Source organism: Okeania sp. SIO2C9, assembly GCF_010672455.1.
GTDB lineage: Bacteria > Cyanobacteriota > Cyanobacteriia > Cyanobacteriales > Microcoleaceae > Okeania.
On record NZ_JAAHGO010000037.1, the window covers coordinates 24,447 to 46,711 of the forward strand.

Sequence of the window (22,265 nt, forward strand, 5' to 3'; positions counted from 1 at the left end):
TATATATGGAGATTGTTTTTAGTGTTTTTTTCTCATAAAATTTCATCTAATTCAACCCCAGATGGTTGTAGTTTTCTCTAAACTCTCCACCCTTCCCATACTCCCCCTCTTCCCCTCTCCCCTACTCCCACACTCCCCACACCCATAGTTATTATCAAGAATGAAATAGCCCTGTCCCTGTTGCCTGTTGCCTGTTGCCTGTTGCCTGTTGCCTGTTGCCTGTTGCCTATTGTCAAAAACCTTGCCTAGATTTAGCACTGTAATTAGCAACTGACTCCACTAACCCCAGGGCAATAAAATTACTCAACAAAGCCGATCGCCCATAACTAAGTAACGGTAGTGGGATACCAGTCACAGGAGCCAAACCAATATTCATCCCAATATTCACAAAAACCTGGAATACTAACATTGATAATACTCCAATAGCAATCAGAGAACCAAAATCATCCTTAGCAGTCTGAGCAATAATAACCAACCGCAGACAAATAAACCAAAAAGCTAAAAGTACCAGAATACAACCAACAAAACCCAACTCTTCGCCAATAGCTGAGAAAATAAAATCTGTATGCTGTTCTGGGATAAAGTGTAGTTGAGTTTGAGTACCTTGATATAGTCCCCTACCAAACATTTGTCCAGAACCAATAGCAATACGAGATTGAATTAGGTGATATCCCGTGCCCAGGGGGTCTTGTTCTGGATTCAGAAATCCCGTTAGTCGGTCTTTTTGATAATCTTTGAGCAAATTCCATAATATTTGCCCAACGTTTCCAGAGACAATATTAATTCCAGTAACTATAGGCATCCATAACCAACCCCAAGGTAAAGTCCGCCATGCAATTAAGGCCATTAAAGCGATCCACGCAACCCAAGCGGGGAAATAGATACTATAAAGAATAGCTGACAAAATAGGAGAGACAAGTAATATTAACCAACCAGGATTAACATTACCCCAGTACAACATCCCCATGGTAATTGCACCAAATATTAAAGATGTGCCAAGGTTGGGTTCTAAAAATATTAATAACCATGGTATGGCTGTAATAATCAAAACCTTAAAAAAGCCTAATAGCCTTACCCTAGTCTGAGAAGAAAGTATTGCTGCTAAGGTAATAATTATTCCTACCTTGGCAAATTCTGAGGGTTGAACGTGGAAACCACCAACATTAATCCATCTTTGTGCCCCCAGAGCTGAAGTACCAATGAGTTGTACAGCTCCCAAAGAAATATTGGTTAAAATATAAATTACCCATTTCCAGTTAATTAAAACTTCATAACGACAACGAGCAATAATTAAGGCCAAGATTAAGCCTACTCCTCCAGTGAGCCAGTGTTGCCACCAATCTGTCAATCCCTGGTTTCGTTCGACACTTTGGATCATAACTCCACCAAAAGTGGTCATTCCTATATAAATCAGCAGTAGAGGCCAATCAATATTGCGCCATTGTGATAGGGGCCATTTTCGGCGATTTCTTAATACTAATTTCTGGGTCATATTTTAATATGTAAATATTTTAGACTTTAGAATACTCCTGATAGTTAATACATATATTTAAGTGGGATGTCTGCATAAATTAAAATTTTTTTTGAGATGACAGAAGGAAGAGGGAAGAGGGAAGAAGGAAGGAGGAAGAAAGGTTATATATCATGTCTGGTTGAATAGTTGCTGCGTAGTATTGCTTTAGCTCGCCAGGCCAGATAGATATTTCAGTGGCTCAAGCAATATTACAAACAAAAAGTTTTTGTTTGCTGGCACACAACGCATCCTATCGAAATGAAGGGCGCAAACGTTAACCTGTAAGCGGAACGGAGTTCTATGGCGCTACTATCCAGACATCATATTAGTTATGTGGGACAGAATTCAACAATTAATAATGAATAATGAATAATGAATAATTACCTCTCCTGGAAAAGAAGAGGATTGACAAATTCATGAAAAATTTTTTTTATTATCCCCTTAAAAGGGGAGGCGCATACCCACAATTTTTCGGTAAGAAGGCTTTAGTTATCTGAACAGAGGGCCGAAAAACCGGAAAATCTGGCGTTGTCTGAATTTTAAGTTTTTGATATGTCAAATAGAGTAATGGCGACTGCTGTAAAATTTATATGTTCTTCGGTAAACCCTAGAGACGGGTTGAAAATGCCCGATATATCTACTGATGCTCCCAACGGGGAGTACGGAGTAGAAAGAGTCTAATGCCAATTCCCGAAAGCAATGTTATGCTTGGGTAAGACTTTAGTTATTAATTAATTAACACAGGCCGAATCACCTTTTTGATAATTAGCAGCACAGTTAATATTAATTATTCTTATTTTTTCTTCTCCCCAACTCCCCCACTCCCCCACTCCCTCACTCCCTCTTTTGGAGGAGATGTCTAATTATTAACTATGGCTTCCGGTTCGTACAGGTATTCAAACCAGTTACCATCTAAATCTCTACCGTAAAAGGAAGCTGTGCCATCTCGATGTTCATGGACAGGGGAGACTTGGATATTTTGGACTTTGAGCTGTTCGTAGGCGGTTTCCATTTCTGAGCGATCGCTAAACACGAACCCAAAATGTGGCCCTGCTTGGTCATATCCAGGACTCAAAAGTGCAAGTCCATCATCACCAGCTTTCAGGTATGCCCAGTCAGCATCTTTCCATGCTATTTCCATTCCCAGATTTTGATAGAACTCTACTGCTTTGTCAACGTCTTGCACGCAGATAGCTACATGGCCTAATCTTTTCAACTTCATACTCAACAATTATTAAAATTTTTCTATTTTGAATTATATTACGCGCTATTTGTTTGTTTTGCTTTTTCCTGTATTTAGAGGAGGCGATCGCTTAAGTTAACGTCACTAATATTTAATCTTGCTATTTCTCCTCGTCTCAAAGCATTATCCCAAAGTAGTCTAAGGATAGTGTAGTCGCGTTTTCCACTGAATGTACTTCTGTCTGGCAACTACATTAACAGTTTGATTTGGCGATCGGGTAATCCATTTTGGCTATAGTTGATGATATAGAGCTATATTAGGAGAAAATTTATGGATGCACAAGAATTTCTCAGAAGGTTGGTCGAAGGAGAAAAAGATTTTCAGAAAGTCGATCTTAGTGGTGTCGATCTTAGTGGTGTCAATCTCAGTGGTTCTTCTGTAAAGCGTCTCGATCTCCGTTATTCTAATTTTACAAGTGCTAACCTTACAGATACGAACCTTGATTATGTCATCTTTTGCCACTCGAACTTGATAGGAGCTTGCTTGAAGGGGGCAAATCTCTATAAGGCAAGTTTTAGCGATTGCGATCTGAGTGGGGCTGATATCAGTAACGCGAACGCAGAAAGAGCAAGCTTTAGCGAGGCTACATTGATTGAAGCCAACTTAAGGAACACAAATCTTAGAGGAGCCAACTTAAGCAATTCAGATTTGGAACGAGCAAATCTAAGTGGCGCTAATCTTAATGAAGCTTGTCTGTACACTGCTTATCTAGTTGATGCAATATTAATTGGGGCTGATTTGACAGATACCGATTTGGAAAACACCGATTTTGAAGGTGCAAACCTAAAAAATGCTAATTTCAAAGGTGCAAACTACGATTTAGAAAGAGATATATGTTCTTCTATATATGTTGAAAATGCTATTGTTGGTAATACTACTATGCCTGGTGGAGAAGTTTTGTAGTAAAAGTTTTTGTAAAAATTTTGCTAATGCACTACCATTTATATTACTTAATTTAGCAATAAAATGATTACATAAAAGTTTCGTCGCCAGCTTCGTAAAGAAGCAAAACTATGGCAAACAGAAGAATTAATTAGCGATCGCCTTTATCAACAACTATCAGAGCGATACCAGTTTGATGCTTTGGAGGAAACTGCCAGCGCTCGCTTTATTACTATCTTAATTTCTCTCGGTGGTATTCTTTTAGGATTAGGTATTATCACTTTTGTTTCTGCTAACTGGCAACAGTGGTCGCGAGAAGTAAAAACACTTCTATTATTAACTCTATTTATCTTAGTTAATACCAGCGGTTTTGATCTCTGGCGACAGCCAAATAACGAAGTCACAAGTCAGAAGTCAGAAGTCAGAAGTGATTTTTTTAACGAGGATTTGAGCTTCGCTCCAAAAATATTTAGCCTTAACCTTAAAATGCAGGGTTTTAGACCCAATTATTTTGATAATCTACCGAATACTACCAGTAAAAAACAAAGATTAGGTCACGGACTTTTAATATTTGGAGCATTAATTTTAGGGGCAAATATAGCATTAATGGCTCAAATGTTTCATATCGGTGGTTCTCCCTTCGGATTATACATTGTTTGGGGATTGGGAGTTTTGGTAATGGCTTATAGTTTACAACTAGAAAGTCTAGGAATTATGGCTATTCTGTTAATAGGATTAGGATATTTCATGGGTTTATCAAGTGTATTTTCTTCTGTGGAATTTTCCTGGTTAGAGGCGATTATCAAATATATGGCTTTGGTGGCAGCATTTTTGTTAATGTCACTAGCTTATTGGTGCAGTTCCAAGATTATTTTTTTTCTCGCTACATCGATATTATTACTAGCTCTATAAATTAATTTGTGGCAATTTTTTTACTTATCAAATAATGGTGTTTGGGGAGCGATCGTCTTGATTTTACCTCTAGCTTTATTATGGGGGTATGACGATACTATTTTGCCTAAAATAGATAGTCAATTTTTTCAACCATTAGCCAGAAGTTTAGCTATTTGGTATTTGAGTATTGGATTTTTATATTTATCTTTTCGGGGAATTTGGAATTATGTTTTAACACAAGATTTAAGCGATGGAAGTACATCATTACAGCTTAGTTCGTTGACTTTAATTGAAGTTCTAATATTTATAGGTTTTTCTATTTGGGAATGGTTTAATTTAGCACGAACCAATAGAACAAATTCTCATCGTTGGCAATTAGATTCAGTCAGTAGTGTGATTTTGGGCTTCATTGTTGTAACTACAATATTATGTTTCTGGCATTTGAGTATCAATGAAATTCCAGAAATAGCAACTTTTATCATAAATATAGAAATGTTTCTCTTAGCAACAGGTTTAATTAGAATTGGATTGATGCGAGGAATAAGAGGAGGTTTCTGGGGTGGTTTAGTATTACTAACTTTACAAATTATCTGTCGCACTTTTGAGTATAATACTGGATTATTACTTAAATCTTTTGTATTTATTTTATGTGGTGTAGGAGTTATAGTTGCTGGTTTATGGTTTGAACGTCATTTATTATCTAAGAATTAACTAGCTATCAGCTATCAGCTATTAGCTAGCCTCCTGCGGAGGAACTGCGTTAACAGCCTAAAAATTTGTGTATAGATAATGGTATCTGTTTGCGGAGTATTCCGGACCGAAACGCTTTTTAATGCCAATTTTATTTGAGGTTGTAAGAATTAGGTGTGAAGTATTGAGTGTTATAACAATTTGATAAATATTTGCTACAAATAACTAGGTTATTTCTTAGGAGTTAAAGGGCAAATGGCTATCCGTGCCTACTGCCCTTATTATTCGTAACATTCATTCTTTTTCCAAATTGGTATTATAACAATAGCCAGAATCGTTAGGAGTTATGCTAATGATCAATCTTAGACTAGGCAATGTTTTTTCCACTGTTCCCTATTCTACCAATTTGAGAAAAGAATGCTATATTTAAGTGACACTTTAATTATTAAGTAATTAACATAGACTGAATATTTTTTTTGATAATTATTAGCCAGTTATTGTTAATTATTCTTATTTTTACCTCTCCCTGTACGGACGCCCTTATGCAACGTCCCTACCCACTCCCCTATTTCCCCTCCACCGGAGGGGTTAGGGGTGGGTCCCCCGCAATGCGAAAATGTAGCAAACATTTATCAAATTGCTACTCCCTGTTCCCTATTCCCTATTCCCTGTCCCCTAAAAAAAGAGAGAATTAACATGAAAATCATCAATCCTTTTAATCAAAACAATTCATCAACTAAAAAATCTGATTATTATGAAGAATTAAACCCACCTATTAATCAAACAAAACCTTCAAAAAATCAGATGCCAATTTGGCGATTTATTTTGCCATGAACTGTACAGTTAGCATTAATTTTGTCAATTCCAGCTCAAGCTATTTATACTACGATTACAGGTAGAACAGTAGTTTTGCAAACTGTACCTGTAGACCCCTACGATTTTTTGCGAGGTTATTATCAAGTTTTAAATTATGATATATCCCGCAAAGATAATTTGAGTAAACTTCCTGGTTGGAATAAATTTGAATTAGAAAGTTCAGGAAAACTTTCTACACAAAATCAAACTGATATTTATGTGATTTTAACTGCACCGGAAACAACAGAAAATTTAGACATTTCCAAAGCATGGAAACCTATAGATGTAAGTGCAAAACAGCCTCAAAATTTGCCAGATAATCAAATAGCTATTCAAGGAAAATTTAATGGTTGGACAGTTAAATATGGCTTGGAAACTTATTATATGCCTGAAGATAAACGCGAAGATATTAATCAGGATATTCAAACAGCACAAACTACTGTTAATTTAGAAGGTAAAATACCTTTTGTAGTAGAAGTAAAAGTTAGTTCTCAAGGCCAAGCAGTACCTATTAGTTTATGGGTACGCGATCGCAACTACAAGTTTTAATTGAATGTAGTGGGAGCATCTTGCTCCCGTCCATGAAGGAGATGGCGACCGCTATCTTAAAATTCCGGCTTTGGGGGAGTAGGGGAGTAGGGGAGTATAGTTATAAATATATACTATATAACCGGATTCTATATAAAAGCTAAAGTCTTCTTCCTTGTTCCTTGTTCCTTCTTCCTTACCTGATTAAAATTCCGGTGCCCAAACCTCAGCAACAGCTAACTCCCACCCTGGTAACAATTATGGTACTTGTAAAACATCCCCATCCCCAAGCACAACTTTCTCCGTATTGGGGCGATATACTTCCATTGTGCGAGTGCGGGGGTCTACTAATACTCCTACAGTCGTACCATAAGTGAGAAACTGTTGAATTTTCTCTTGGAGTTTGGTTACAGAATCAGTTTTAGATTTGACTTCAAAAATTAGGTCTGGAACTATTTCGGAATAATTTTCTGTAGTTTGAGGTAGGCGATCGCCGCGAATAAAAGCTGCATCCGGTGCGCGAACATCTCCATCTGCATTTGGCAGACGAAAACCTGCACTAGAAGCTGTCACCCTACCTAGTTTCCGAGGTCGCACCCAGTTTAATAATAGGGTGATAATCATTGCTGCTACTTCATCTGATTCTAAACCTGACGGACTCATAACGATGATTTCTCCTCCTACTAATTCCATTTGATGGTCTGGGTGTTCTGTGGTTAATTTTTCTAGGTCTTTTATTGTTAAATTTGGCATGGTTATTAAAATTATTTCCCAATATAAATATTATGTCATTTCTTTAGTAGTGGGAGCATCTTGCTCCCGTGCATGAGCTAGATGGCGAATGCTATATTAAAATTCCGGCGTTAGGGGAGTAGGGGAGTATAGTTATAAACACAGGACTTACGCAAATCAACCTTAAAAACGCCATATGTAGGGGCGTTTGCGGAGCATGACCTTAGGAAATGGCATTCGCCCTCACTGGATTTAGTTTCCGTGCGTAAGTCCTGAAACATATACTATATAACCGGATTCTATATAAAAGCTAAAGTCTTCTTCCTTCTTCCTTCTTCCTTCTTCCTTCTTCCTTCTTCCTTGCCTAGTTTTTTCATAGAGCATTGACTTCATCAAAGAATAACGATATTATGCAATAGCTTAAAAAGCATACTATTTAGATAGACAATGAAAGTAAAACCTTTAACCGTTGGTCCGATCCTGGGTGCAGTCACGGGTGACACTGCACGCATATTTGGTCGTGGTGAATATAAACTCTCTAGAAACAAAAAAAGTGTTCTCCCTTGTGTAGGAGTCGCCCGAATTCGGGCCCTAGACTCCTCAGACTATGACCCCCCCATCTTCTTCAAGATGTCTCCTGCTTTTGATACCTCCGGAGTAGCAGTATTCGACGAACTATCCTCAGAAACAGAGTATGAATATCAAATTGGCTATTTTTTGCAAAAAAAAGAGGAAGTAGACCAAGCAAACATAAACCTTGATTGGTCGAAAGCACATACCAAGCAATTTCAGACTGCTTCCACAGATCCGAAAAAGAGTCGCTCATTTATTTTTGGTTCTTGTCGTTATCTGCTAAAATTATTTGGTTCTTGGTTTGACGATCGCGGCGACAAAACTTTTGAATCTATTCTCAAACAAATAAACTCTGGTACAACTACTAATTCCTTGCTCATGGTAGGAGACCAAATTTATGCCGACGACCTCAATGCTATCGGTGCAGATCGCACAATTGAGGAGTTTTTTAGTCGCTATCAAGAGACCTTTACCCAACCCCATATTCGCGAACTGATGGGGCAAATTCCTACCTACATGACTCTTGACGACCACGAAATTGAGGATAATTGGCCGTCCAAAGCGTCGCCGAAGGATTGGGTGACTCTATTCCCTGTAGCAATTCATGCTTACATTACCTATCAGATGAGTCACAGTCCGTTATTTGAGATTGTAGATGACAAAGCTGATGTTATTGGTTCGCCCTCAAAACTCTGGTACAAATTTACAGACGGATGCTGTGACTTTTTTGTAACCGATACCCGCACAGAACGTCACGAAGCAGAATCATGCGATCCAGCATTTGAAGAGCGAGAAATAATTAATGAAGATCAGTTTGAAGCTTTAAAAAAATGGCTAGCAGATGGGTCAGAGCGAGTAAAGTTTGTTGCCTCTGCAGTTCCATTTTTCCCAGACTTTAAAAATACAGAGCTAGATAAATGGAGTGGATATTTGCACCAACGCACCGAACTTTTGGAATTTATCCGCACCAATAAAATTAAACGGGTAGTTTTTCTATCTGGTGACGTACATTGTTCTATGTCAGCGGAGTTACTTTGCGAAGAAGACCCAGATTTTAAAATTATTTCTCTGATATCATCGGCTTTTTTCTGGCCTTACCCTCATAAAAGTGGTAGTTTCCAGTTATCAGGAAAGCTGAAAACTACTTCATTAACATCTCATAGCTATACTGTAACAAATGCCGGACCTGCCCATTTCGATGACAATTTTTCGCGGGTGACTTGCGATTTGAATTCCTTGAAGTTTCAGGTTTTTCAAAGATTAGGGAAGTTATTAGGAGAAAAAGAACATAGTTTTTGACAATAAGCAATCAGCACTCAGCAATCAGCAGTAAATGTTTAGAAGGGGTTCTGTTATATCATGTCCGGTTGAACAGTGATAAATAAATAACTACGGAGTCCTGAGGACTCCGTAGTCAGGAGTCAGGAGGAAAGAGGGAAGAAAGAAGAACAACTAGAGTTGAAGGAGAAAGTTTTTTTATAACTAATTATCCGGACATGATATTACCCCTCCGTACACCTTCCGGTTTATAGAAACCAGTAATCTCGTAGGGTGTGTTAACGAAGTGTAACGCACCGCCAAATCTATAATGTTTCGGTGGGTTAGCGTCAGCGTAACCCTACTATTTTTTTTTACACTTGAATTAAGTCATTAATTTCTGATGAATTCCAATCAGATAAAAGCCAACGATTTTTATCTGTGTATGTAAATCTAAAGCTAGGATTTTGATAACTGATAACTGAGAACTGATCACTGAATTAAGCCTCCACCATCTCAGAATAGAAAGCTTTCATATCTGACTGAGAAATAATATTATTCGATGGTTGAGCAGGTTCTAAATCTTTTCTTGTTCTGGTTTCAGCGATCGCTACTGATAACTGATAACTGAAATGGTGGAATATCCCGATAATTGTAAGGTTTATATTCATTCCAAACATCACGAATAATAGGTCCAGAAACCCAAGCTTCAATATCTTGAAAAAACAGTGGTTTATTTCTAAATACTAAACTCCAAGCTTGTGCGTAATATACAAGTTTTTGTAGTTTAAAAGGAGAGATTGTATCCCCTGCTTCTCTGTCAATACGACATAAAAAATAGCGAGCTATATCAAGGGAATTTTTCATAGGTTTTATTCTACTGAATCTTCAACTATTATATAAATTTTCAATCCTTTTTTAGCATCTATATCAAACTTTAAACCAACTTCAGCTTCACTGGTTATTTCTATATTTTCATGGGAAATATCATTAATTTGAATACTCTCAATTTTAGCCAAGCGACAATATGAAGATGTTTCGCTGACTAAAAAAACATTTGTTTCTATAGACAAGCTACTATTATTAATTCTTGCTACTGCTGCCTTTGGCTTTTTAAACCATTCTGTAATTTCACCAATTTCTTTAGCTTTACCTGTGGAAGTTTGCTTTTGAATTATCTGATAAGTTACTAATTCTGCTAATGCTTGACATAAAGCCTTAATAAAATCACCTAAATCTAGTAATTCTTGGGTTCCCAGAATCTCATCAACAACTCCGTGAGCTGCTTCATTTCTATAGGAAATTAATTGATTAAGTTCTCCTTCAACAGCGTTTTTAAGTTCTTTTTCAGCAATGTTTTTATTTCCTCTAATTTCTTCTATAATATGGATTACTTTTCTGTGTTTTATTACCCATTTCCAGGTATTACCTATTCCAGCATCAGTGAATAATTTTTCTAGTATATCTTTCCGTAAATTCTGGTCATGCAAAAGAAAAGCTTGTGGTAGTAATTCATAATTTTTATTTTCACCTGTTGTTCCATAAAATAGACCTATAATCACCTGGTTTTCAGATAGGTCTTTAAATCTATCTTTTTTAAATTCCAGCAATATACGCCCCACACCTTCTCGATGAGTATTTTGAATTTTCTCATCTAATTCTAAATAATTTTCTACTAGCTGTGGTAAATATTGTAGCCAAGTTGATATTAACTCTTCTACAAAACGTTCATAAATAGCATACAAACGGGTTACTACTGCACAATGTTCGTATAATTTCCACTGCTTTTCATTTGGAGTTCCTTTTAATAACTCAATAATTTCTTGATTATCTTTTGATTGCTGTCTATTTACTATTCCCTTCTCTGCAATTTTTCTAAGTCTATTATTAGTTTGAATAATTGCTCGAATACTATTAATATTTACATTGACAATTTCCAGGAGATTATCAAACATTCTGAATTATTCTCCAATCACTCGTAAAAGCATATTGTCAAATAGTTCGATTCTTGTTTTAATATCAGCTTTTGTTTTTCCACCACCTGTGAAAAGACGTAATTTATCTTCTTCAAGTAATTTTTTTGTTTCTTCTATAACTCTATTTTTGTTAGAAATTAATAATTCTGCGTTTGATAAATGTTTACTTAATCCAACCATTACAGCATCATAATAAGCTTTATAAGAAACTTGCTTTTTGGCACCAAAAGGTTTAAATAAAGTTTTTTCATAGAGTTGATTAGCTAACTCGATAGTTTCTAAAAAAATCTCTCTTAGCAATTCAATATCTTTATCGGAGAATTGGGTACTTTTTATCATATAAAAGTCTAGAAAATCTTCCATTTGACCGCGGAAATAATCTTTGTTTCTCAGAGCAAAAAAACGTAGCACTAATTCAGCATCTTCCATTTTTTTGTAGAGATTATTTTTTTCCAAGTCGGGGCTATCATTTTCTTTAGGTATTCCCCAAGCTTCAGCAAATATAGGATGACGCGATAATTCAAGCAATAGCTCATCAAATTTTCCATAATACAAACAATTTCTTACTTCCTGTTTACTTAAATCTACTCCCCCAGTATTAAAGCGTTCAAAGGTCTGCTGTTTTAAAAACATTGCTTCTTCAGGGTCAGCTGTTGACTCTGTAATAATTACAATAGTTGATATAGAACGACGGTCTATTCCTGCTCGAATTATTGGATTAAGTTCTTGATAAGTAAGCCCATTTAATTCTGACCAAAGTTCTAATCCTGTTAACTTTAATTTATTTTCATAAAAATCTTTAATAGCTGTAATTCTTTGTTGACCATCCATAACTTCATAGGAATTATAAGTTTGCTCATAAAGAATAATTGGAGGTATGGGAATATTAACAAGAAATGATTCAATTAAACGAGATTGCTTTTGTTTATCCCAACGGCTTCTTCTTTGATAAAATGGTTGTATATTCATATAGCCAGGCTTTTTTAATGCCTCGACAAAACTTGGTAGTTTTTCTCTGTTAACTTCAGTAAGTATTCTTTTTTCTCTAGAATGATACTTGGCAACAATATCAGTTGTAGGCTTGCCGTTTTTTGTTTTTGCTGTAGCTTTTTCTTGCCACATTTTTTGTTCAATTGGTAATAGTGACATTTTTTTTCCTTAAATTTGAACTCTAATTTATGATTGTATAAGTATTTTTTTATTATGGTCAAAAGTTTAAAGTTTTGTTTTACCTTGTTTAAACTCGGCGATTGCTTCGTCGGCAAGTTGGGCGAGTTGGTCTTGAGAATTAGCAAAATTTTCTGCCCATCTTTTTTCATCTTGCTTATTGTTAATGCTCAGGTATCCTACTGGAGTCTTAAGCTGCAATAAGTACGCCAGAATCTATATAAGTTTTGGTGAGATTCACTGCGTTTCACCCCGACTTTCTGATATTTCTTCTTCTATTTCATCCCAAGTTAGTAACTTAGATTTCTCAGTCAGTGCTTGACAACGAATTTCCCATAATTTTTTACCCATATCTGTTTTAGGTTGATAAATATTTGCCTGGTTAATTTCCTGGTTTTGTCGATAAAGTTGTTCGACTAAATCTAATACTTATTGCTGTTTTTCTAATGGTAATTTACGCCATTTATCCAGTAACTTTTGTTCGCTATTCTTTAATTTTTATCCTGCTTTTTCTATTTTGAATATATGATAACCACGAATATTATTCCCATCTCAATTATTCAGGGCAAACAGAATGGTCTCTATCAAACCAAACTATATAGTAAACCCCATCTACCCGAAATCCAAAAATTCGCTTTTTTTCATCTATTCTCATTTCTGATAATTTAATGTCTTCCGGTATATTTTTTGGTAAAGATGGATGACTACTAATTAATTTATAACCTGTTCCAACTAATGAACCAGGTTTTTTAGAACCATGAGTTTTTATCTGTGCCCAAGTATATTTTTCTATTTTCTTTAATCCTTGAATTAAGTTATTAATTTCTGATGACTTCCAATCAGATAAAAGCCAATTATTTTCATCTGTGTATGTAAATCTAAAGCTAGGATTTTCATTGTCGGTACTACTTTCTAATGGTGGGGTTGCTTGAGCAGGAATTTGTCTTCCTTTATTTTTCCCTGAAGGTTTTTTTATTCTATTTTTTTTGCTCAATTAAGCCTCCACCATTAGAGAGTAGAAATATTTCATATCGTCTTGAGAAATAATATTATTCGATGGTTGAGCTGGTTCTAAATCTTTTCTGGCATTTAGCCAAGGAGTTTCTGAATGTGTTAATTCTTTTAGGTATCTAGCGCTTAATTCTCCATAAGTATTCCATACTTCCTCAAGAACTTCTATTTCATCTTTTTCAAATTCTATTTCTAATTCGTCTGGTGCAGGAATATCCCGATAATTGTAAGGTTTATATTCATTCCAAACATCACGAATAATAGGTCCGGAAACCCAGGCTTCAATATCTTGAAAAAACAGAGGTTTATTTCTAAATACTAAACTCCAAGCTTGTGCGTAATATACAAGTTTTTGTAGTTTTAGAGGAGAGATTGTATCCCCTGCTTCTCTGTCAACACGACATAAAAAATAGCCAGCTATATCAAGGAAATTTTTCATAGGTTTTATTCTCTTGTATTTTTAACTATTATAAAAATTTTCAGTTCTTTTTTTTGTAAAAAACACAGTTGATTAAACAAATATATTTTAACTTAATGGCTATCTCGTAATTCATCACAACTATTGATAAATTGAAGTTACCTTAATCTGAGTAACTCGGTGCATTGGTTTATTTGGTTTTTCTGTTGTGATTAATTCATCCGCATTGACAGAAATAGCAGCAGCAACATGAAGAGCATCTATTGCATTTATACCAAAATCAGAAGCTAATTTTTGAGCATATTCTACAATTTTTTCTAGTTCGTTTGCCCAGATAGTACAACCTGCAAAAAAAGTCTCATAAAAATTAACTTCAGCTAGTTGTTTATTATAAATTGCTTTGGGTAATACTTCTAATTTTACAAACGAGCTAGTGGCATATTCTCGTTGGGGGTCATCAAGAATTTCTTGTGCTTTTATTCCTATGGAGGTGTCACCTCTAGATGCTTGAATAAGTACGCCAGAATCTATATAAGTTTTGATAAGATTCACAGTCTTTCACCCCGACTTTCGGCAATTTCTTTTTCTATTTCATCCTTAGTTAGTAATTTACGCTCGGAAGGTATCTGAAGACGAATTTCCTGTAATTTTTTACCCATATCGGTTTTAGGTTCTATTGCTCTTTCTACTGCATTTTTATATCTATCATTTCTGTTAAGTAACTGGTGACATCGATCTGGAGTACAACCTAATTCTTTTAATAGGCAAGCTTGCAAAATGAAAGAAAGTGATTCTATTAACAAATATAGTTCTTTCGGTTGAGGAGCCTTTTTCTTTAAAGATTCATTGTAATGAGTGAAATAATTTCGAGCATTCTTAACTTTAGTAGCAAATGATTCTTTATCCTTAATTAATTGGTTGGTTATTTCTGGCATTAATTCAAACAAATCTATTAATCTTTTTTTTAAACCAGGTTCATTACTAAACTGAAGTTTTTCTTTTAGCCATTTTTTATACTCATCAGGAACATTATCTAAAACTGCTTTCTGACGTTTTTCATGCTCATCATCTGACAAAATTTGGTTATTTATTCGACGACGATGATAAGATTCTGCAGCTTGAATAAGATTGAGAAATTGATTCTCTAAATATATATCTGGCTTATACCTTACACTGAAAAATAAATTAAAAACACTATCTAGTTCTTCAAAAGAATTAAACCATTTTTGCAGAATTAAAGAAAAGTCACTCTGAATATCAGAGACAGAGAAGAGCATCTCAGGTTCAACAAGTAATCTATCTGGTTTTTTTATTTCAGGATAATAGGTTTTATAAATAGCTTGTATAGGAATTTCGTCTAGACTATAACGGCTATTTACTATGTCTACATCACCGTGACGGGAATAAAATTCTAATTCAGTAATAGAGTTTGTTCTATCAGTTGCAAAAGTGAAAAAGTTATTTAGAGGATGTATGAATTTAGAACGAAAATCTGTAAATGAAAGTTCTTCATTAGTTTGAATAATTAATGATGCATATTGTTTAAAGTAAATATTTATGAAATTTCTTTCGGAGTAGCCATAATTAAGAGAAAATTTTCCGTATGTTGTTGTTGCTTCAATTGTTTCAGGACGAGTGTATATAAATTTTAATTCTTTTTCTTTCTCCTGGTATGGTAATTCAGGTTCTTGTCTAATAACAGGTAAGTTAGCCCAGTCAGATAGACAACTATATTGTATTCTAGCTTTATTAAACAATAGTTTGTCTGGGTTAGTAAAATGTCTACCAATCAAAGCAAGTTCTGAGGTATATTCTTGACTTGAAAAGCCTGGAAAACTTGTCTTTGAAGAATAATTAGTACAACCACAAAGAGTAATAATATTTTCATGGACAACTCCTAAAAGAATTGGAACATTAATAGTTTTTTTCAGTAAAGAAAAATTATGAAGTGAACCTATGAGCCGAAGTTTAATTCCTTCATCATTTGTAAATGTAAGAGTACCAGCTATTTTTTTATCTGGCTCTGACGGCAACCACCAATATCCTGAATATTCTATATTTTCCATTTTCAAACCTCTAATTAATAAGTATTAGTAATACTCAAATTTTTAATACTATGCCCTGTTTTTTAATTTTGGGCATAGCTTAAATAATAACATTTATTAGGGTACGCAAAACGCACCCTAAAAATAACTACTTCACAACTAAGGTCGCTGTTGCCGATCGCCCAAATTCTTCGGGTGCATATTGTAATTTTGCTTCTGCTCCAGGCCATATAAATGTTCCGGGAGTAACAGACCTGACTAAATAATGTAAGCTATACACTCCTGGGTTTAAACGGTCTGCATAAGCTTCTACACGATCGCGATATATCTGTTGATATCCTATTTGCCAACTATCTGCTTTTGCCTTCACAGCAGAAGTGGCGGTTTGGAAACTGGTGTCAACTGCTTCTAAACCTGCTGGTAGTGGGTCACGAATAATTACATGGTCTACGGGACGGTCTGTTATAACCTCGATGCCAATATCAAAGACTTGCCCTGTACTGACATCTAATGGTGACGCGACTTCCGATAAATCCATGCGTTGCAAAATTTCCTCTTCATTTGCCAGACGAATTTCTCGTGCTACTCGCAAACCTTTATACTTTCCTGGTTGGTTTCCTGGGAGGCGATAACTGTATTCGACTAAATAGTGCAATTTGCCTTCTCCAGATTTTTCCAATACTAAATCTGATTCTCCTTTTGGCAACCCATCCATTGCTACATTCAAAGAGAGATTCGGATTTTCATAACCTTGAAAACGGGCAGCATCTAATTGTTGACCGGATAATTTTGCGGTGGCGACAAAATTCGGTGGAGCGGGTTGGGTGTTGCTATAAGTAACCAATGCTTTCAACGCTTCGGCGTTATCATAAGTTGTGCGCCAGGTGCCATCCCGTCGGAGGTTGAGCAGACTTTGTAATAGTCGGTCTAATATTTCTGGTTTGGCGTCGCGGGTAATAAATAGTCGCAATGCTTGAGCTTGACTTGCGGTAGTAGAATTCATCCACCCCCAGGTTTGCGGTATATTCAATGTGGCACTACGTCCGGTTTCATAGACGCTTTCCTGAATTTCGTTATACATTTCTGCTGACTGTTTGCGCCATTTGGGGAAGGTGGATATATAGCGCGCTAGTTTTATTTGGTCTACCTGAGATAGTTTTTCCCGTTGTTGATAAATATCTGACAGGAAACTATTGCGGGTGTCGCCTAATTCTGACAATGCCATCAAAACGTCTAAGCGCACTTGATTTTTACAGAGTTGTTCGCTGCAATATTCATCTTTGCCTGGGTTTGCCAAAATGTCGTTTAAGTAATTCCGCAGACTACTTACCATTTCCTCATTTACTAAATCTGGAAATGCTTTTTTGGCTTGGGCGATCGCTTCTGCTGCATAGGGTGTTAGATAAGGATTGGATTTTTCCCATCCTGGATAATAACCAAAACCTCCGTCTGGCAGTTGCAACTTCTCTAATTTTTCTAATGCTTGTTTTGCCTGTTGTTCTGGGTTGAAGTCTACAAATGCTTGCTCGTATTTCTCTCCCAATATTTGGAGGTTAGAGGCGATCGCTAATTGACTGGCGGTAGGCTCTAAAAATGGTAATTGGTCTTTTTTCAACACTGCTTTTGCGGGGGCTGTAATTTCTGGTATTAATGTACTTGCTATGGAAATTTCTAGACCTCCCACATCTGGCATTACATTCTCTGTAATATTTAGTGGAATTTGTATTTGAGAGTCAGTTGTGCCAGACTCTACTACCGTTTCACTTGCTGCCAAGGACTGCACGGGTAATGAAATTTCAAACCCATCTGTGTTGCGGTTATTCAGGTCAGTGGTAAATTGCACTTTTGCCTCACCTGCTTGTTTTGCTTCCATGGGGAAACGGTAAGCATTGGTACCTGAGTCTGTCCTGGTTTGAAAAATTTGGGTAGTTTGGGAATTTTCGGCAAATAAAATATTCTGACTAACTTCCCCATCTATTTTGAGATTTCCTTTTTTGCCAGTATTATTCGTAACTGTTACGCCACCCTCAAATTTATCGCCGATACGAGCAAACTGAGGCAACACCGGGTTTAACATTAATGGTTGAGTCGTCACAAAAGTTGCTTCCCCGTTGCCAAAATGCAAATTCCCATCTGTGGCAACAGTCATCACGCGCCAAGTTGTCAGATCGTCTGGCATTTTAAATGTCACCGTTGCCTTACCTTTATTATCTGTAATTACAGAACCGTTGTAATAAGCTAAAGATTGAAAGTCTGTACGAATGCGGGTGCCAGATGCAGCAGATGATATTCCGCCGCCATAACCCCAACCTTTTCTGAGAGCGGATGACATTGCCTCCATTTGTACTTCGGAACGGTTATCGTTGAAGGTGGTTGATATTGGTTGTTCAGCGTAAACGGTCTCGACTAAGTCTGGGGGACGATGACCGCTTAGTTGCAAGACCGCTTCATTTACAACCATTACTATAAACTGACCTTTAGTGGGTTGCCCTTGATTATTTTTAACTGCCAATTCCACAGTCTGCATGGTTCCCGGTTGTGCTTCCGGACGTTGGGGTGTGACTTCTACATTTAAGTATTTGTCTGCCAAATTAATTTTGAATGGAGTAAAACCAACTTTCATCAAATTTTCCACAGTTCCCGGTTCCACTTCTGCGAGTGGTTGACCTTGCCGCACTAATACTGCTTCTACCGCAGCGTTGGGTAACATATCTTCTGTCACCTGAAACTGAATTTCTGGCGCGCCACCTGTAACTTTGACGATTTTTTCATACAGTGGTTTGTCGCGGACAACGGCAAAATATAATTCCCCTTCTGGATAGGGTGACTGAATTAAAGCGGTTGCTGTTTCTCCTGGTTTGTAGGTGTCTTTGTCGAGTTTAATTTCCAGACGGTCTTCGTTACGACCTCCCCAATAAACGCGGTTTGCTCCGGTTGCCCAAATTTGAATATCGGTGCCAGTAATGTCATTTTCAGCATTGGCAAAATTAGCTCGGATGCGATAACTACCAGACTCTGGTGGGGTAAGGTTGACGGTTTTGGGTTTATTGCCACTTCTGACTTTCTCGCTCGCAACGGTTTTATATTCCACCTGATATTTAGGGTTGCGACTACCTGCCACTACTTGGGTGACACTGCTATATTCCATTTGTTGTAATTCCAGCAGAATATTTTCCCCAGAAAGTGGTTTTCCTTGAGAGTCGGTGACAATAACTTCTACTGGAAACTTTTTATTAGCATCGGCAACAAATTTACTTTTTAGACCTATTAATTTGTTACTTGGTAGGGCGGTAAATGTTTGAGTATTTGCGACAGAAAGATTAGATATATCTGTCACTTCCACATCTACTCGATAAGTCATTGGGTAGGGCAAATCTTTTCCGACAGTAAATATTTGATTATCCTCACCTTGATTATCTAGCACCACATTTTTTTCCAATACATTATTAGGAATAGTCGGTGTTTCTTCCGGCCAAAACCATTGACGACCGAAAGAAAATTCTTGCCAATTTTCAGGAGTAAATTCTGTCTTTTGACGAGTGACATAATATTTAGCCTTTGCTCCTTGTACTGGAGAACCAAACAAATAATTACTTTCAGCTTCCGCCACTATTTGTTCATTAATCAAAGCAATTTCTTGATTCAGTTTTAGGTCTACCTGAAAATTAGGCGGTTTAAATTCAGCAACGCGAAATTCTCCGTAAAATTCTATGCCATTTTCTCCCTTAGCCTCCACATTGTAATAACCCAATGACTGATTATTATCCAGAGGAATTTCTAGAGAAAAAGTACCAAATTCATTAGTAGTCTGAGTACCTAAATTTGTCTTATTTCCATCTGGATTATTTATAGTAACTTGATAATCCATATTTTCCGCTTGTTTCAAGTTACCATTTTCCAAATAATAAGCAGCTCCAGTCAACCAAACCTTTTCCCCTGGTTGATAAAGTTCTCTATCAGAAAAAATAGTACCCCGCGATTCAGGCTTGCCACTATCCCAACCAGAATAAATCCCATAACCATAAGTACCGCTATATTCTTTAGTTCTGGCAAAAGCCCAATCTTCCTTTTCTTTGGCAATTACTAATAATTCCGGTGCTTGGGAAAAACGCCGACCATTCATACATTTTTGTAAGTCGGTCTTAGTCAAACTTAGCAAACCATTTTCATCGGTTTTTCCCGTGGCACAAGCAGTAGGTTTAGGCTGAGATTTAGCATTTAATTGAGATTGATAAATCTCCACATCCGCCACAACAGGAGCACCATCATCCAAATGATTTACCCGAATAATTCCCGACTCTGGAAACCACTGAGCAAATACTCCCAAATTAGTCAGTTGTACCAATCCATAAAATTTTGGTTCTTGCCATTTTTGTTCACCATTTTCTTGATAAGAACTCGTCCGTGCTTTTACCCCATAAGCCAACATTCCTGTCTGACCGCCTAGTTGTTCTCTGAGAGGAACTGCTACTTCTTGAATCTGATTTTTTTCACCAGAAACAGGATAGTTTTTCCACTTTTCATTTGCTGGTAATAAATTTTTTCTATCTCTTCTGGGATAAGCCGATTCTGCGTAAACCAAATCTGTTGGTTTAACAACTTGATAAACCGCTTGATATTCCGACTCTGGCAAATTTACCGTAGAAATATTCAGTTGTAAATCCTGACTAGAAGGAAAAATATTTAAACCAGCAGGTACCGAAAGATTTCCGACTAAATCCCCTGTTTGATAATTTAAAACAACAGGCTTTTCTAATACTTGCCCAAATTTATCTTTGAGATTAGCGCCGATAGTAATTGTATAGTTTGTATCGGGTTCTAACGCCCAAGGATTGAAACTAACAATATTATAGTCATCATAAGCTTGAATCAGATTTTTTGTCTCTTTTGGTTCAGGTTCAATAGTAATATTTTCTACTGCCGAATTAGCTACAACACCATGATTAAATTCCAACAAAGGATTACCTTTTACAAATCTGTCGCCACCCTGGGAAAATTTCAGTTCAGAAAATTCAAAAGCGGAATAAGTTTCTACTTCACTCACAAAAGGTGTTTGACTAGGTAAATTACCTTTTACAGGTTCAATTCCCGAATCAAATTCCAAGCGATATTTAGTACCCTTTTCTAAAGTAGTTTGAGGAGTGATCGAATAATTCCACTGACGGAATGAAGAGTCAAATTCTTCTGTAACAACTTCTTCTTCCTCTGCATTAGTTTCCAATGTTTCTAAACTAACCGTCAAAGGTAAAATTTCTGTTTCTCCCTCTGGTAAAAATTTTAAATTTTCCTCAATTGAACTTACATCCAACTCCACATTTGAAGTAAAATTTAACGTCGGATTTATATCAATTGGTTGTGGTCTTCTATTTTGCTGCTTAGTAGTTGGTAAATTCGTTAATTTAACTGGTTCAGTATTAAAACTCCAAGCCAAATCTTCATCTAATTGATGATTTTTCAGATCGGATAAACCAGCCTTCAAAGTAACCTTTACTCTCGTAGATATAGGAAAGCTTTCCGCAGGTTGAAAACCAACCATTTTCGGAGTCAAAAATCGGAATTCACCCGGTAATTCTGGGAAAATTTCAAACTTTTTAAGTTTCTCCTGTTGTTCTAGAGAATCCAAAGTTTCCAAAGGAATCAAAGGTTCTTTAAACCGAATCCGAATTTGACTTAAAAGTTCTGCTTCTCCCGTCGGACTAATTTGTTCGATCCACTCCGGTAGTGGAGGAGTAATAATTAAATCTACCATCGGTAATTTCGCCTGTTTTGAACCTGTGTTAAAAAAACCACAAGCTGCAATGGCAAAAGCTAGGAATAATCCTAGTAAAAAATGTTTCCAATATTTAAGAACCATACTTGTTTTATTTGAGGATAGTTTTTACCTACAATTATTGTAAGCATTTCCTAGGTCATGCTGCGCAAACAGCATTCAGCAGTCAGCTTTATTACCTTTAGTGGACAATTTAAGCTCGTTGTTCTTGTACTTCAATTCTTTGTTTAAAAATATAGTAGAAGTTAAGCAAATGCTTGCTTCATTCATTAAAAGGCTGAATGCGAGCGCATTCCACACCAAAAAGCTGACCGTTAAGAGCTGTTTGCGCAGCATTCCGCAGGAAATACTTACCAATTATTTATTATACATCTCCGAAAAAGATATAGACTTTTTGTAACATTAGGGAACAGGCAACAGGCAACAGGCAACAGGGAAGATGTTGTTAGGAAAAAAACACGGAAAATGATTTTGTGAGTAACTTTTACCGAAGAATTAATAATTCAATAATTCAATAATTCAATAATTCAATAATTCAGGTTTAAAGCCTCCCCTTTCAAGGGGAAAAAAGCGGTCGTTAGCGTAGCTTCCCGTAGGGTGGGATGGCTCCGAAACCTGCGCCATATCCATGAGACCAAGAGAAGAAATCTTTTCCTTTTATTCAATCCTATCCGTTTTAGGGAGAGGTAATTATCAATTATCCATTATCAA

At 36.4% G+C, this 22,265-nt stretch carries 19 protein-coding genes and 1 pseudogene; 5 read left to right on the top strand and 15 right to left on the bottom strand.

Translation table 11 applies throughout. From position 1 onward, the window contains the following. Positions 1 to 77 precede the first annotated feature (77 nt). The 4 genes from F6K23_RS24435 to F6K23_RS24450 all read right to left on the bottom strand — a co-directional run bounded on the left by F6K23_RS24435 (position 78) and on the right by F6K23_RS24450 (position 2,944). Positions 78 to 236 carry a hypothetical protein gene (locus tag F6K23_RS24435; RefSeq protein WP_293160624.1) on the bottom strand — a complete coding sequence of 53 codons (159 nt, stop codon included), beginning with the start codon at positions 234 to 236 and terminating at the stop codon, positions 78 to 80. Beyond that, the gene (rodA, locus tag F6K23_RS24440; protein ID WP_293160626.1) at positions 233 to 1,492 is read right to left on the bottom strand and encodes a rod shape-determining protein RodA; all 1,260 of its coding nucleotides are present in this window, start codon (positions 1,490 to 1,492) and stop codon (positions 233 to 235) included. Before rodA ends, F6K23_RS24435 begins: the two co-directional genes overlap by 4 nt. An 880-nt stretch (positions 1,493 to 2,372) precedes the next feature. Then, entirely contained in the window at positions 2,373 to 2,735 is a 363-nt protein-coding gene (locus tag F6K23_RS24445; RefSeq protein ID WP_293061074.1) for a VOC family protein, read from the bottom strand. A 74-nt stretch (positions 2,736 to 2,809) separates the two neighbouring features. Beyond that, positions 2,810 to 2,944: a hypothetical protein gene (locus F6K23_RS24450; RefSeq protein ID WP_293160628.1), complete on the bottom strand. Its 135-nt coding sequence runs from the start codon at positions 2,942 to 2,944 to the stop codon at positions 2,810 to 2,812. A gap of 82 nt (positions 2,945 to 3,026) precedes the next feature. Between F6K23_RS24450 and F6K23_RS24455 the strand changes: the two genes are divergently transcribed. The 4 genes and pseudogenes from F6K23_RS24455 to F6K23_RS24475 all read left to right on the top strand — a co-directional run bounded on the left by F6K23_RS24455 (position 3,027) and on the right by F6K23_RS24475 (position 6,626). Then, positions 3,027 to 3,659, top strand: a complete 633-nt coding sequence (locus tag F6K23_RS24455) for a pentapeptide repeat-containing protein (RefSeq protein WP_293160630.1) — start codon at positions 3,027 to 3,029, stop codon at positions 3,657 to 3,659. A gap of 75 nt (positions 3,660 to 3,734) precedes the next feature. Then, positions 3,735 to 5,243, top strand: a pseudogene (locus F6K23_RS42920) (DUF2157 domain-containing protein); the annotation flags it as partial. A 675-nt stretch (positions 5,244 to 5,918) separates the two neighbouring features. Further along, positions 5,919 to 6,056: a hypothetical protein gene (locus F6K23_RS24470; RefSeq protein ID WP_293160634.1), complete on the top strand. Its 138-nt coding sequence runs from the start codon at positions 5,919 to 5,921 to the stop codon at positions 6,054 to 6,056. An 18-nt stretch (positions 6,057 to 6,074) separates the two neighbouring features. After that, on the top strand, positions 6,075 to 6,626 hold the full coding sequence (locus tag F6K23_RS24475; RefSeq protein ID WP_293160716.1) for a GDYXXLXY domain-containing protein: 552 nt from the start codon (positions 6,075 to 6,077) through the stop codon (positions 6,624 to 6,626). A 237-nt stretch (positions 6,627 to 6,863) separates the two neighbouring features. Here the strand turns inward: F6K23_RS24475 and F6K23_RS24480 are convergent, their stop codons facing one another. Then, entirely contained in the window at positions 6,864 to 7,358 is a 495-nt protein-coding gene (locus F6K23_RS24480; protein ID WP_293160636.1) for a Uma2 family endonuclease, read from the bottom strand. 231 nt (positions 7,359 to 7,589) lie between these two features. Beyond that, complete coding sequence (locus F6K23_RS24485) at positions 7,590 to 7,721, bottom strand: hypothetical protein (RefSeq protein WP_293160638.1); 132 nt, start codon at positions 7,719 to 7,721, stop codon at positions 7,590 to 7,592. 63 nt (positions 7,722 to 7,784) lie between these two features. Here F6K23_RS24485 and F6K23_RS24490 point away from each other — a divergent pair, with 63 nt between their 5' ends. Next, positions 7,785 to 9,209 carry an alkaline phosphatase D family protein gene (locus F6K23_RS24490; RefSeq protein WP_293160640.1) on the top strand — a complete coding sequence of 475 codons (1,425 nt, stop codon included), beginning with the start codon at positions 7,785 to 7,787 and terminating at the stop codon, positions 9,207 to 9,209. A 558-nt stretch (positions 9,210 to 9,767) separates the two neighbouring features. Here F6K23_RS24490 and F6K23_RS24495 read toward each other — a convergent pair. From F6K23_RS24495 to F6K23_RS24535, 9 genes are all read right to left on the bottom strand, one after another. Then, positions 9,768 to 10,034 carry a Panacea domain-containing protein gene (locus F6K23_RS24495; protein WP_293160642.1) on the bottom strand — a complete coding sequence of 89 codons (267 nt, stop codon included), beginning with the start codon at positions 10,032 to 10,034 and terminating at the stop codon, positions 9,768 to 9,770. A gap of 5 nt (positions 10,035 to 10,039) precedes the next feature. Beyond that, positions 10,040 to 11,122 carry an MAE_28990/MAE_18760 family HEPN-like nuclease gene (locus tag F6K23_RS24500; protein WP_293160644.1) on the bottom strand — a complete coding sequence of 361 codons (1,083 nt, stop codon included), beginning with the start codon at positions 11,120 to 11,122 and terminating at the stop codon, positions 10,040 to 10,042. Between the two features lie 6 nt (positions 11,123 to 11,128). Next, positions 11,129 to 12,292, bottom strand: a complete 1,164-nt coding sequence (locus F6K23_RS24505) for a DUF262 domain-containing protein (protein ID WP_293160646.1) — start codon at positions 12,290 to 12,292, stop codon at positions 11,129 to 11,131. A 66-nt stretch (positions 12,293 to 12,358) separates the two neighbouring features. Then, positions 12,359 to 12,511 carry a hypothetical protein gene (locus tag F6K23_RS24510; protein WP_293160648.1) on the bottom strand — a complete coding sequence of 51 codons (153 nt, stop codon included), beginning with the start codon at positions 12,509 to 12,511 and terminating at the stop codon, positions 12,359 to 12,361. A 355-nt stretch (positions 12,512 to 12,866) separates the two neighbouring features. Then, positions 12,867 to 13,304 carry an MAG6450 family protein gene (locus tag F6K23_RS24515; protein WP_293160650.1) on the bottom strand — a complete coding sequence of 146 codons (438 nt, stop codon included), beginning with the start codon at positions 13,302 to 13,304 and terminating at the stop codon, positions 12,867 to 12,869. After that, positions 13,305 to 13,760, bottom strand: a complete 456-nt coding sequence (locus tag F6K23_RS24520; RefSeq protein ID WP_293160652.1) for a Panacea domain-containing protein — start codon at positions 13,758 to 13,760, stop codon at positions 13,305 to 13,307. A gap of 120 nt (positions 13,761 to 13,880) precedes the next feature. Beyond that, a complete protein-coding gene (locus F6K23_RS24525) occupies positions 13,881 to 14,291 on the bottom strand; it encodes a PIN domain-containing protein (protein ID WP_293160654.1) in 411 nt (136 codons plus the stop codon). Next, complete coding sequence (locus F6K23_RS24530; RefSeq protein WP_293160656.1) at positions 14,288 to 15,805, bottom strand: HEPN domain-containing protein; 1,518 nt, start codon at positions 15,803 to 15,805, stop codon at positions 14,288 to 14,290. The genes F6K23_RS24525 and F6K23_RS24530 overlap by 4 nt, the downstream gene beginning before the upstream one ends. 127 nt (positions 15,806 to 15,932) lie before the next feature. After that, positions 15,933 to 21,638 (bottom strand): alpha-2-macroglobulin, encoded by a 5,706-nt coding sequence (locus F6K23_RS24535; protein ID WP_293160658.1) that lies wholly within the window; start codon positions 21,636 to 21,638, stop codon positions 15,933 to 15,935. Positions 21,639 to 22,265 lie beyond the last annotated feature (627 nt).

Bases quoted from the DNA above. Each gene is read 5' to 3' on its own strand.
- F6K23_RS24455 (WP_293160630.1), top strand. From the start codon at position 3,027: ATGGATGCACAAGAATTTCTCAGAAGGTTGGTCGAAGGAGAAAAAGAT.
- F6K23_RS24505 (WP_293160646.1), bottom strand. From the start codon at position 12,292: ATGTCACTATTACCAATTGAACAAAAAATGTGGCAAGAAAAAGCTACA.
- rodA (WP_293160626.1), bottom strand. From the start codon at position 1,492: ATGACCCAGAAATTAGTATTAAGAAATCGCCGAAAATGGCCCCTATCA.
- F6K23_RS24520 (WP_293160652.1), bottom strand. From the start codon at position 13,760: ATGAAAAATTTCCTTGATATAGCTGGCTATTTTTTATGTCGTGTTGAC.
- F6K23_RS24445 (WP_293061074.1), bottom strand. From the start codon at position 2,735: ATGAAGTTGAAAAGATTAGGCCATGTAGCTATCTGCGTGCAAGACGTT.
- F6K23_RS24530 (WP_293160656.1), bottom strand. From the start codon at position 15,805: ATGGAAAATATAGAATATTCAGGATATTGGTGGTTGCCGTCAGAGCCA.
- F6K23_RS24490 (WP_293160640.1), top strand. From the start codon at position 7,785: ATGAAAGTAAAACCTTTAACCGTTGGTCCGATCCTGGGTGCAGTCACG.
- F6K23_RS24480 (WP_293160636.1), bottom strand. From the start codon at position 7,358: ATGCCAAATTTAACAATAAAAGACCTAGAAAAATTAACCACAGAACAC.
- F6K23_RS24470 (WP_293160634.1), top strand. From the start codon at position 5,919: ATGAAAATCATCAATCCTTTTAATCAAAACAATTCATCAACTAAAAAA.
- F6K23_RS24485 (WP_293160638.1), bottom strand. From the start codon at position 7,721: ATGCTCTATGAAAAAACTAGGCAAGGAAGAAGGAAGAAGGAAGAAGGA.
- F6K23_RS24500 (WP_293160644.1), bottom strand. From the start codon at position 11,122: ATGTTTGATAATCTCCTGGAAATTGTCAATGTAAATATTAATAGTATT.
- F6K23_RS24535 (WP_293160658.1), bottom strand. From the start codon at position 21,638: ATGGTTCTTAAATATTGGAAACATTTTTTACTAGGATTATTCCTAGCT.
- F6K23_RS24495 (WP_293160642.1), bottom strand. From the start codon at position 10,034: ATGAAAAATTCCCTTGATATAGCTCGCTATTTTTTATGTCGTATTGAC.